The following is a 12,710-nucleotide window of genomic DNA, read 5'->3' on the forward strand; positions in this document are numbered from 1 at the left end:
ATGACTTTTAAAATATTTCCCTTTGTATGCTTGGTATTGATATCAATAAATTCTGTATTTGCGGAATCAGGTAAGCCAAATGTTGTATTCTTTTTAGTTGATGATTTTGGCTGGGGAGCACTATCAAGTATGGGGAGCGATTTTCACGAAACGCCAAATATTGATCAGCTCGCCAAAAGCAGTATGGCTTTTACTGATGGCTACGCAGCCTGTACGGTTTGTTCTCCCAGCCGTGCGGCAATTTTAACTGGAGCATATCCGGGACGTACCAAGCTGACGGATTGGATAGCTGGTCACAAGAGACCCTATGCAAAACTTAGTGTGCCCGATTGGAATATGAAGATGGAGCACGAACGCATCCTCCTCCCAGAAGCTTTAAAAGAGGCTGGTTACGCAACGAGTTTTATTGGTAAATGGCACCTCTTACCAATAAAGGATGAAGAGTTAATGAAAGATCATTTTCCGGAGTCTCATGGTTTTGATCAAAATATTGGAGGACGTGAATGGGGACAGCCTAAAGGACGTGGTAAGTATTTTCACCCTTTTGATATGCCAAATATGACCAGTAAAGAGGGCGATTATCTCACGGATCGCTTAACTGATTACGCTGTTGAATTTATAGAAAAAAATCAAGACAATCCCTTCTTACTCTATTTTTCATACTACACTGTACACGGGCCCCTGCAGGCTAAGTCGGACTTGGTGGAAAAATATAAGGCTAAATGGAAATCAGGTAAATATAAACATAGAAACCCTGTTTACGCTGCTATGGTTCAGAGTTTAGATGAAAGCGTTGGGCGGGTTTTAAATAAACTGGATGAATTAGGGATTGCAGATAATACAATCGTAATTTTTACGGGTGATAATGGTGCAGTTGGAACAAATTACTGCGGAGGATTAAAAGGAGCGAAAGCACTTTCCCACGAAGGTGGTGTTCGTGAGCCATTTTTTATTAAAGGTCCGCGTATTGAAGCGGGAACTTCCAGTGTTCCTGTAATTGCTACGGATTTTTATCCAACAATTCTGGATTTGGCTGGTCTGGATCTGAAACCTGAAGAGCACGAAGATGGTGTGAGTTTGAAGCCTTTACTTCATCGTACGGGAAAGATAACAGAGCGCGCACTTTATTGGCACTACCCTCATTATCATAAGACCAATCCATATGGAGCTATTCGCAAAGGTGACTACAAACTCATTGAGTTTTTTGAAGATGGATCTCTGGAGCTCTATAATTTGAGAAATGATCAATCAGAGAAAAATAACCTCGCTGAAAAGCTGCCTGAAAAAGCTGCCGAGTTACTTAAAGACTTAAAAGAATGGCGAATCAGTGTTGAGGCACAGATGCCAACGCCAAATCCAAAGTTTGATCCAGCGAAGGATAAGAAGAAGCAGTAAGCGTTCGCGCTGCTCACTTAGGTATCGCTTCGCTCAAGGTTGCGTTCGCTTTGCTCACTTAGGTATCGCTTCGCTCAAGGTATCGAACTACGTCCTCAAGGTATCGCTTCGCTCAAAGTATCGGACTACGTCCTCAAGGTATCGCTTCGCTCAAGGTATGTAGTCCACGCTTGAGAGGCTGTGTGAAAAACAAACACAACTTTAATACTAATATATACATGGTATTTTATATTAGTATTAATTAGGAGAACAAAATGAACTTGATACAAGGTGATGATCGGAGAGAAAGTATTTTCTTTCCTCAATGTTTAGATGATTATATTGATTCAAATAGTGAAGTTCGTATAATTGATCAGTTTGTTGACTCTCTCAATTTAATGGAATGTGGTTTTGTATTTCCAAAAGAAGATCCTCTTGGACGAGGTCGAGCAGCTTATGACCCTGCTGATTTATTGAAGCTTTTTATTTATGGTTATTTCAATGGTATTCGTTCTGGCCGTAAACTTGAGAAAAACTGCCATATTAATCTCGAAGTCATTTGGTTGCTTAAGCGCTTGAAGCCAGACTTTAAAACTATCTGCGATTTTCGCAAAAATAACCGCAAAGCCTTTAAGCAAGCAACGACTAAATTCACCTTGTTATGTCAGAAGCTAAAGCTCATTGCGGGTGAAACCATTGCAGTAGATGGAACAATAATTAAAGCGTCAAATAATATTTCTAAAAGTTGGAGTTCAAAGAAGCTGGAGAAGAATTTAAAACAAACTGAAGTTCTGATTGAGCAGTACCTTAATGACCTTGAGGGATTAGATGATGATCCAGCTCCAGAGTCAGGACAACGAAAAGAAGCCCTTAAGCACAAGCTTGATTATGAACAGACAAAGGAAATTCAACTAAATGAAATTAAAAGTGTCTTGGATAAATCTTCTAAGAGTCACCTTTCCTTGACTGACCCAGACAGTAAAACAATAAGTAAACAGGGTAAATCATGCGTGGGTTATAACGTCCAAACTTCCGTAGACAGTTTACATAAACTCATCGTTTGTTGTGAAGTCACCGATAGAATTAACGATTTAGGGCTTCTCACTCCCATGGCTCAAGAAACAAAAAATCTCTTGGAATTGCAAGAACTATGTGACCTTACTGCGGACTCTGGTTACTATACTTTAGATGATTTGAAAGATTGTGAAGATATGGGGATGATTCCTTATTTACCGACAGTTAAAAAGTCATCGAATGTCCAACAAGGTCTATATGGTAAAGGCGCTTTTCTTTACAACTCCAAAGAAGATACATATCTCTGTCCCAATAAAATAACCTTAAAGAAAATCCGGACTACTGAGCAACGAGGAAAACGATTCCATCAATATACCCATAAGAGTGCCTGTGGAAATTGTCCTTTAAAACTCCGCTGTACAAAAGCAAAACAACGGGTGCTATCACGCTGGGAACATGAACAATATCAAGAGCGAGCAACAAAAAGAATTCTCGAAAACAAAGAAATGATGGCAACACGTAAAGGAACAGTGGAGCATCCATATGGGACTATCAAAACTCAGTTTCTTAGCAATGGTTTTTTAGTTCGCGGTAAGGAAATGGTTCAGGCTGAATGTTCTCTTGCACATTTGGCTTACAACTTGAAGCGAGTTTTAAACATTATGAAATTTGATGACTTGATTACAATCCTTGGCTACAGGACGGGACTATACTTCAAAAATGTCGCTATAAATGGGTTAATACGCCTTTGCACAAAGCCTATAGAGCTGAAATATAATAAAGGTAGACCACGATCATTGTGGTATACAAAATTTAAGAGGCTTCACCATGAAAGCTTGTTTTTCACACAGCCTCTTTAGCGTGAGGGAGAAACATTAATGCGAAGCAGGGGCTTCGCGGTTCAATACGTAGTCTTATCACCAGATTAATTAAATTTCTGTGTTAATCCGTGTTTTCATTACATTATCGAATTCTCAATTACCCTGAATATACCTTGAGCGTAGCGATACTTTAAGCCGAAGGCGCAACCTTGAAGACGAAGTCGGCTATCTTCTAACCTTGATGACGAAGTTTGAAATTTAAAACGTGAATTAAAACTTGATCTGTATAGATGGCTGTACTTGATTCGTTTAAACTTTAAAATTATGATAATAGATTGCTTAAAGGATTAGCTATGAACAAACAACTTCTCAATATGTCAGTAATAATGCTACTTTTTACTTTGTGTACTACTGGAGCGCTGCAGGCCAAATCTACTAAAGATATGAATGTGCTTTTTATTGCCATTGATGACCTCAATGATTGGATAGGCTGCTTTGAAGGCAATCCTCAAATCAAAACACCGAATTTTGATAAGTTTAATGCCAATGGAGGCATGGTGATGTTTGATGCCCATTGTTCATCAACCGTTTGCGGGCCATCGCGTTCCTCGCTCCTTACGGGTAAACACTGCTACAAAACCGGTGTGTACGGCAATACAACCAACCTTAAAGATGCACCAAAGATGAAAGACGTCCTGACTATTCCTGAATATTTCAGTCAGCATGGCTATCACTCACTATCAAAGGGTAAGATCTTCCATAAGCATGGAACAGCAGATAAACTTGATGAAGGCCAATGGGCCTTTGATGAGTGGCACCCAGCTAGTGGTTATGCAGCACCCATTAATAAGCAGCGACCTGCAAACGGCATCAAACCCCTAGACCATGAAAAAGGCTATCATAGAACCGGATTCGATTGGGGACCAACGGTCGGTAATGATGAAACAAAGATGAAAGATTACAACACGGTGAAATGGGCATCAGAGCAGTTCAATACTCGTGATTTCGATGGTAAGCCCTTCTTCATGGCCTTGGGGATAAGCAAGCCACATTTGCCTTGGTATGTTCCGCAAAAATACTTCGACATGTATCCCCTTGACAAAATTCAACTTCCTAAAACTCTCGCCAATGATCGCGATGATATTGTTAGCGATAAAGGGAAGCCCTTATATCACTTAAGCACCACTTGGGAGCGTTTTGAAAAAGCTGATAAGCACAAAGAAGTTGTACAGGCTTATATGGCAAATGTATCCTTCGTCGATGACTGTCTGGGTGTTTTGTTGGAAGGCTTAAATAAAAGTAAATACGCAGACAACACGATTGTTATTCTCTGGGGAGATCATGGTTGGCATCTAGGGGAAAAACAGCGCTATGGTAAAACCTTGCTTTGGCAAGAATCGGCTCGTGTACCGATGATGATTAAAGTGCCTGGAGTGACGCCAAAGAGTAAGCGCTGTAATGGTGTGGTTAATCTCATTGATATGTACCCAACACTTGCAGATTTATGTGGTTTGCCTCCCTATTCAGAAAATGATGGACGTAGCTTTGCTGATTTGATTCGCAATCCGGATATGAAATGGAATAAACCAACCTTGACGACCTATGGCATGGGTAACCATCGCATCTATGATGGTCGCTATAGTTACATCAATTATAAGGGTGGAGAAGAACTCTATGACCATAAAACTGATCCCATGGAATGGACCAATCAGGCCCGTAACCCCGAGTTTGCATCCATTAAAAAGAGCTTGCAGGCTTTCGTTCCAAAGACCAACGAGCCTATGTCTCCCATAAATAAATTTAATGGTAATAAAACGGCGAAGAAGAAAAAGAAGTAAAAAGTACGCGCATAGCGCTGAAGTAAAAAGTACGCGCAAAGCGCTGAAGTAAAAAGTACGCGCAAAGCGCTGAAGTAAAAAGCCACCAGCTATTAACTTCAGGCCTTTAGGCCTTTAGGCCGTACTCGCAACTTAAAACTCCGGATCCGGCTGATCTTCATCAAAAAAACTATCGAAACTTGTTTTGTCACCTAAATTATTGCATACTAAATGTGTAATCCAAAAATAGGTGAATTTTGAAACAATTTTTTCTTTTGTGTACGCTGCTCTGTTCCCAGTTATTTTCAGTCGATACAACGATTGTAAAAGTAACTTCAATGGAGAGACCTATACCGACCTTTAAAGGTGGAAATGTCCTTGATGGTAGCATGAAAAGTCGTTGGAGTTCAAAATTTGAAGATCATCAGGAATTGAAGATAGTACTTCCCAAAGCATTACTCATTGAATCTATAGAAATACATTGGGAGGCCTCTTATGCAAAGCACTACAAAATTAAGACTAGTGAAGATAAAAAGAAATGGTCTCTAGTTCACGTTCAAAAAGATAAAACCGACTCTAAAAAAGATTTAATAAAACTTAAAGAAGCAAAGAAAGTTCAATATATCAATTTTGATTTGGTTAAACGTGGCACTCAGTACGGTTTTTCTATTTTTGAAATTAAGTTAAATGGGAAAAAACTTAAAGACTTTTTAGCGCTTAATGGAATCGATAACTTTCATGTTGAATCAATCATTATAGGTGCAAACAAGAAAGTTGACGAACAAAATAAAGTAGAGCAGAAAACATCTAAATCTAAAGAATCTCCTAAACCCAAGTCCCCGCCTAAATCCAAAAAGACGGATGACTTCATTTATATTTAAGTATTGCTTCACTCAAAGTGTGAAGCTACGTAGTCAATCCTTCAGGTACGTTTAGAACAATCTGTGTACATCAGATGTTAATCTGTGGTTTTATTAAACTCAGAACCAATACAAAAATCCCCCAACTCTGCTGCTTAGTATCTCTGCGTGAGAATATCCAATTGCGAAAATAACAATTATTGCTTCTAAATTGATTTAATGTATGTAATACAATCTTAAATATATCTCTGTGTTCATTGGATCAACTGGCTAAATTAATCAATAGATAATTGTGGATTTCTCGATTAGACAAATCCACAGTTCACCAATTAATGACTCGCTACTTTCGAATTGTTGACTGAACTTATCTTAAGACGTTTTTCTACGATGGATTTATATTTTTCTGGGGGTGGAGGAAGGGTAGAGTAGGTCTCGGTCAATTTAGTCATGAGGGCTTTTTTGAGTTCCTCTGCTTTTTCAGGGTTTTGAGACAGGATATTTTTCATTTCTTCCTTGTCATTGCTGATGTTGTAGAGTTCATCTTCGTCACCATTGAAATACATGATGTATTTTAGGCCGGACTTGGTGTCGAAAATAGCGGCATTGGCACGCTGACCCCAATGTTCTCTAGAATCTGGGAAATACCAAACGAGCTGGCGATCCGTGTCGAGCTTTTTACCTTTGAGTACAGGCATAAGCGAGATGCCGTCGCCATTGAAGTCTTTGGGGAGTGTGGCCCCACTAGCTTCAACAATAGTATTAAAAACATCGGCAATGGAGATGATTTCCTGACTCACTGAACCAGCTTTAACTTTGCCAGGCCAGGTAATGATTGCAGGTATACGAACGCCGGCTTCGTAAGTCGAGTTCTTGCCGCCATTAAATGGCGCGCAGGGGACGTCGTCAGTAGTGGAACCATTATCCGATAGGAAGATAAAAAGAGTGTTTTCGTATTCGCCAATTTCCTTAAGTTTATTCACTACTCGGCCCACTGATTCATCGAGGCTTTGAATCATGGCGGCATAAGCGGGATTATTTTCGCTAGTAACTAGTTTTTTCCCCGTTTTAGGGTCGAGGCGGAAGCTGGGGGCTATGCCCATATCTTTAATTTTTTTGCTATACTTATTTACGAGTTCGGCTTTACCCTGTTTGCGAGGCTTAGTGATATAAACATTATGAACTGTGTAGTACCAGAAGTTCATGAAAATAGGTTTGTTTGGGTCGCGTTTATCAATGAGCTTTAGAGCTTCGTCAGTTAGGCGATCAGTAATGTACTCACCTTCTTTACCGGATTTTAGGCTATTGAAATTTGCGGAATCCGGCGGGATATTTTTTTGAGTCTTTTTCGGGAAACGGTAGGGCCAATGAAAGGAACCGGGCTCCCAGGCTTGCGTGCCGGCAATATTTTTGTCGAAGCCAACTTCGTGAGGCAAAGTTTTGTCTTCTGGCTTACCAAGGTGCCATTTGCCAATATGCCAAGTTTGATAGTTTTGCTCCTTAAGATACGCAGGTAAAATTTTACCAACATTTGGAGGGAGAATATGCAGGTGATTCCACATTTTTTGTTTCATGGGGTGTGTACCAGTCATAAGCGAGGCACGGGCGGGTGAACAGATGGGGGCAGTGGTATAGGCGCGTTCGAATTTCATCCCATCGGCACAGAGTTGGTCGATATTTGGAGTCTCGTAGAGTTCAGCACCATAGCAATTTAGATCCTTCCATCCTAGGTCATCAACGAGGAAAAATACGATATTTGAGGGCTTAGCCATGAGACTAAGTTGAGCAAGTAAGAAAAGTGATATGAATAATTTGATCATAGAGGCATCCAGTTAGTTTTTTTAAATTAAACGCAAGTAGGATGCGGCATCTTTACAGGCTGGTGAAATATTTCCTTTAGTTCAAGCTGGGGGAAGTGCAATTTGATTAGCTTAGCAATTAAATGAATATAATTACATAAAAGCCTGTAAAGGAAGTCCCAATTACTATCGTTTAATGGTGTAAGTATTGAAAAATTTATAGGGAAATTATTTATGATAAAGAAGTTTTTAACTTTACTACTTATGGCCTCAGCGGTCAATGCAAATGAAAAACCTAATGTCATTATCATCAATTCAGATGATTACGGTATAGGAGATGTGAATTGTTATAACCAAGAGTCAAAATTTTATACTCCTGCAATTGATGCCTTGGCTGCTCGTGGTATGCGTTTTACTGATCACCATACAACCGCATCTACTTGTGCTCCGACGCGCTACAGTATTCTTACAGGTAACTATGTACAACGTGGGCTGAATCCCCGCGGAGTTTGGAACTACAGTACCAAGAGTCAGATCCTAGAAGATCAAAAAATCACACTTGGTAAGCTTATGCAGCAAGCTGGGTATAATACGGCAATGCTGGGAAAATTTCATATTGGTGGAACCTTCTACGAGCGCGGATCAGATAATTTAGCCATGGATGAAAAAGATTATAAAAAACTGGATTTCAGCCGTCCATTTAAAATGGGACCCTTGGACTTGGGTTTTGATTATTCCTTTATTCTCCCCAATGGTATTCAGGAATCACCTTATGCGCACTTTGAGAACGACGTATTAGTGGGTGATCAGGAAGATCTTGTTTTACAAGAAGGTCGTTGGACGAGGGCAGAAAAGGGTCAAACAACTCATCGTGGTTACTATCAGGTGGGAATGCCTTATTGGGATTTTTTACAGGTAGGACCAGTTCTTGCCAATAAGGCTTTGGGTTTTATCGATAATCACTATAAAGAAAATCAAGATAAGCCCTTCTTTTTATATTTCTGTACGCAGAGTATTCATGGTCCGAATACAGCAGCTAAAGAAATAAATGGTATAAAAGTTGCAGGGATTACCGCCGAACGCCACCCTGAAATGAAGGGCAATTATAACTTTTGTTCCTATGGTGATTTTGTCTATGAAACCGATGTAACCATTCGTTTACTCATGGAAGATTTAGAGAAACGTGGAGAACTTAAAAATACACTTTTTGTTTTTACAGCAGATAATGGAGCATCACCAGGTGCACTCCCTTTTGGACAGGATTCAAGTGGTCTTTATTCTGGTTATAAAGGCTCAATTTGGGAAGGTGGTCACCGCGTTCCATTTATAGCAGCTTGGGGCGATGGAACAAAAGAAGGTTCGATTATTGAGCCAGGTTCAGTCAACAATAATCTGATTGGCCAGCAAGATATATACGGCACACTCGCTGAATTGACGGGACAAGCTATTCAGCAGGGTGGATGTGGTCAAGACTCCATTAGCTTTCTTTCTCAGCTTCAGGGAGATAGTAAATCAACGCGTGAATATATGTATTCTCAAGGGAAAATTGAGGCGCGAATTCGCAAGCCCAAAAAAGGGGCTTCCAAAGATCCGGAAGCGCGCATGATCCGTAAAGGTAAGTGGAAGCTCTGTGTTCACTGGGATATGAAAAACAAGTCACTTAACGACAAGCCCTTTGCACTCTATAATTTAGAAGACGACCCCCAAGAAGAAAATGATATGCTCAAGAATCCTGAGTACAAAAAAATGATTGAAGAAATGCTTCAAGAACTCAAGAAAATCACTAAGAAACAAGCGAAAATCTAATGACGAAATATATCTATACCTTACTGATTTTTATTTGCGGGAGCTATGCAGCAGATAAGCCCAATATCATATATTTATTGGTTGATGACCTAGGCTATGCAGATTTAAGTCTGTATGGACAAAAAAAGTTTTCTACCCCGAATATTGACCGCATTGGCAAAGAGGGCATGATCTTTTCGGATCATTACGCAGGATCTACCGTTTGTGCACCTTCACGTGCAGCTTTGATGACGGGTAAACATACTGGCCACGGTCTAGTTAGAGGTAATTACGAAGTGGGACCTCATGGCTTTGGCGGTGAGTTACCTCTACGACCAGAGGATCTAAGTTTAGCTGAAGTGATGAAATCTGCGGGTTACCGCACGGGACTCGTGGGCAAGTGGGGTATGGGTATGGATGGAACGACAGGCGAACCTCGCAAAAAGGGCTTTGATTATTCCTATGGTTTTTTAAATCAAGCTCATGCTCATCACTATTACCCTGAGTACATTTACAAAAATGGTGAAAAAGTAATGATACCAGAGAATAAAAATGGTGCTAGGGGGCTTTATATCTCGGATAAATTCGCTGAAAAAGGGATTGAATTTGTAGAAGAAAATAAAGATAAACCATTTTTCCTTTTTTGGGCTTTTGTGACTCCACATGCCGAGCTTTTAGTACCAGAAGATTCACTCAATAAGTTCAAAGGCAAATGGCAAGAAACGCCTTTTGTGATGGGCAAGCAGGGGGGAGATGGAACGGCAAATCCCTTTGGCGTCTATGCGAGTCAAAATCATCCACGAGCTGCATTCGCCGCTATGATCACACGTTTAGATCAACGAGTGGGGGAGCTTTTTGATAAGTTGCAAGAACTCGGTATTGATGATAATACCATCATTATGTTTTCCTCGGATAATGGCCCACACAAAGAGGGTGGAGCAGATCCAGATTTTTTTGATTCCAATGGTGACTTTAGCGGTTATAAAAGAGATTTAACTGAGGGTGGTATTCGAGTCCCATTTATGGTACGTTGGCCAGCGAAAATCAAAGCGGGAAGTCACTCTAATCATATCTCTGCTTTTTGGGATGTACTACCTACTTTTGCGGATATCGCAAAGGTAGATAGCCCAAGTGATATCGATGGTATTTCTTTCTTGCCAAGTTTGCTTAAGCAAAAACAAAAAGAGCATGACTACCTCTACTGGGAGTTCCATGAGCGCGGCTACACCGAGCAGGCACTTCGCATGGGCAAATGGAAAGCTTTACGTCACGGCCCTAATACCCCCGTAGTGCTCTATGATCTTTCAAAAGATATTTCTGAACAGAACGATCTAGCCAAAAATCATCATCAATTAAGAGCCAAAATCACCAAGATTTTGGATACAGAACGAAGTGAATCTAAACTTTGGCCTTTAAAAAATCGCTAAATTAAAGTAGAAGAAAAAATTTAATTCATCTATGTATACTTTATAGAGATGAAAAGAGGAAATTAAATAATGCTAAAGAAAATCCTTTCGGGCTTAATGTTCTTTTGCTTAGGACTACAGGCAGAGCCAACTAAGCCCTTTAATGAGCAAGCCGCAGGAATTTATTCTTGGGCCAATTGGAAGCCACACAAAGCCAACAGGGAACTCACTCCGGACCTTAGAGGTGTCGCGGTAATTTTGGGCTGGAAGAAACTTGAGCCAAGGGATGGGGAATACAAGTTTGATGAGCAATTTGGTGAACTTCTGAAAAAAGCTCATGCGAATGATTATTATGTGCACATCATGATTTGGGTGGCTCCAGGTACGCCTGAGTGGGTCTATGAAATAGGCGTGCCGAAAGTCTTCACTGACCGAAAAGTTAATGCCCTAGGTCATGCGACTAATCAGAATTACTTCCCATATTATTTTGATGCGCTCTATCAGAAAAGGTATTTTAAGCTTTTATCTGCTTGGGGTGAATATATTGATCAACTTCCGGATCATTTGCACAAGCGCATACTCTTTGTCCAGAGTTGTGAAGGATCAACGGGTGATGGTTGGGGCTACAAAGGCAAGCCTTTAGACAAAAAGTATGCTGTTAGCCGTGAACAATGGGACGATTTTCGTATCATGGTCTGGGGGAAGATGAAACAGATCTTTCAGGAGAAATCTAGAAGGCCTTTGTTGATTGCGGTTAATTCCGATGCCAACACCAGTAAATCTGATCAGTGGTTAAAGAATAATCTGGGTGATTTTGGTTTAAAAATGGGCATGTCCAGCCACGGTTATCACGTCAGTGATAATCAGCAACGTTATGATCTTTGGCAGGAGAAAAGAGCTGTCAACCCAAACCTTTTTTCGCGCGGTGAAATGGATGGCGAGCTCTACACGATGAATTGGTCAAAACACGATATCCCCACCGTTCTTTATTGGTCAGGCCTTTTTTCCCTACACATGAATCTGGATATTTGGAACATCCCGCAGAATGTTTTGCAGGATTCGAAAAACTCACCGGCATTTCAGTTCTTTAATGAGTATGCACCCATGCGGAATCCGCAAAAATCGACCAAGGGATTTTGCGCCCTCCGCAAAGGCTTAGATGCTGCGAATATCCAAGAGTTTCCTCAGCAAAGCTATGGTTCAGGGAAGGGCGCCATGCGCGTGGACCTAAAGCGTTACAAGGATATCGTCAAGAAGTATGCGGCTTATGGAGCCCAAATGGAAGATCCTAAAGCTGCGAGCTTAGGCGGAATGGCTAATCGTAACCGCAAGGGCATTAATGATGCTGGGTGGAAGATTATGCCTGGGAATTATGAACGCTTTGTGTACCAGCTCGATGCCGATGAAACGAGTCAGCCCTGGTGGAGTGTGGATGAATCAATTTACGGTCGCTTTGCCCGTTCTTTTGGAGACAAGGGGGGAAAGATGTTTTTTAAAATCAATGAGCAATTTGCGAAGTCCGCAAAAAAGATGAAGCTGACTATTACTTACCTAGATAAGGGGCAAGCGCAGTGGACGGTGAATCAAGCTGGGAAAGATCTACAAACGATCCGATGCCGTAATTCTGGTGAATGGAAAAAAGCTGAGTTTACTTATATCCCTAAGGCTAATGAGAATCAGGATGAACATGATTTTATTATCAAAAAAATCTCAGGAGTTGACGTAACTTTCCACCTTATCGAAGTGGAAAAAATATAAAGCTTTTTTCGGTCTGTTGGCTAGCAGTGCAAAGGAGTATAGATGATTAGCACAGGTATGCAGTCTGGGAGCTCGCTAG

The 12,710-nt window shown here is 40.7% G+C and carries 8 protein-coding genes; 7 read left to right on the forward strand and 1 reads right to left on the reverse strand.

What is annotated here, in order from left to right:
- The 4 genes from PQO01_RS14520 (at position 1) to PQO01_RS14535 (ending at position 5,907) form a co-directional block, all read left to right on the forward strand.
- Positions 1-1,395 (forward strand): sulfatase, encoded by a 1,395-nt coding sequence (locus tag PQO01_RS14520; protein ID WP_274314809.1) that lies wholly within the window; start codon positions 1-3, stop codon positions 1,393-1,395.
- 254 nt (positions 1,396-1,649) lie between these two features.
- Complete coding sequence (locus PQO01_RS14525) at positions 1,650-3,248, forward strand: IS1182 family transposase (protein WP_274314810.1); 1,599 nt, start codon at positions 1,650-1,652, stop codon at positions 3,246-3,248.
- Between the two features lie 314 nt (positions 3,249-3,562).
- The gene (locus tag PQO01_RS14530; RefSeq protein WP_274314811.1) at positions 3,563-5,047 is read left to right on the forward strand and encodes a sulfatase; all 1,485 of its coding nucleotides are present in this window, start codon (positions 3,563-3,565) and stop codon (positions 5,045-5,047) included.
- A gap of 236 nt (positions 5,048-5,283) precedes the next feature.
- Positions 5,284-5,907, forward strand: a complete 624-nt coding sequence (locus PQO01_RS14535) for a discoidin domain-containing protein (protein ID WP_274314812.1) — start codon at positions 5,284-5,286, stop codon at positions 5,905-5,907.
- A 308-nt stretch (positions 5,908-6,215) separates the two neighbouring features.
- Here PQO01_RS14535 and PQO01_RS14540 read toward each other — a convergent pair whose 3' ends face one another.
- A complete protein-coding gene (locus tag PQO01_RS14540; RefSeq protein WP_274314813.1) occupies positions 6,216-7,703 on the reverse strand; it encodes a sulfatase in 1,488 nt (495 codons plus the stop codon).
- A gap of 213 nt (positions 7,704-7,916) precedes the next feature.
- Between PQO01_RS14540 and PQO01_RS14545 the strand changes: the two genes are divergently transcribed.
- The 3 genes from PQO01_RS14545 to PQO01_RS14555 all read left to right on the forward strand — a co-directional run bounded on the left by PQO01_RS14545 (position 7,917) and on the right by PQO01_RS14555 (position 12,631).
- Positions 7,917-9,488, forward strand: coding sequence for a sulfatase family protein (locus PQO01_RS14545; RefSeq protein ID WP_274314814.1), 1,572 nt, complete (start codon positions 7,917-7,919; stop codon positions 9,486-9,488).
- The gene (locus tag PQO01_RS14550; protein ID WP_274314815.1) at positions 9,488-10,894 is read left to right on the forward strand and encodes an arylsulfatase; all 1,407 of its coding nucleotides are present in this window, start codon (positions 9,488-9,490) and stop codon (positions 10,892-10,894) included. The genes PQO01_RS14545 and PQO01_RS14550 overlap by 1 nt, the downstream gene beginning before the upstream one ends.
- Before the next feature lie 69 nt (positions 10,895-10,963).
- Positions 10,964-12,631 carry a hypothetical protein gene (locus PQO01_RS14555; RefSeq protein ID WP_274314816.1) on the forward strand — a complete coding sequence of 556 codons (1,668 nt, stop codon included), beginning with the start codon at positions 10,964-10,966 and terminating at the stop codon, positions 12,629-12,631.
- Positions 12,632-12,710: the final 79 nt, after the last annotated feature.

This window comes from Lentisphaera marina, assembly GCF_028745505.1.
GTDB classification, from domain to species: domain Bacteria; phylum Verrucomicrobiota; class Lentisphaeria; order Lentisphaerales; family Lentisphaeraceae; genus Lentisphaera; species Lentisphaera marina.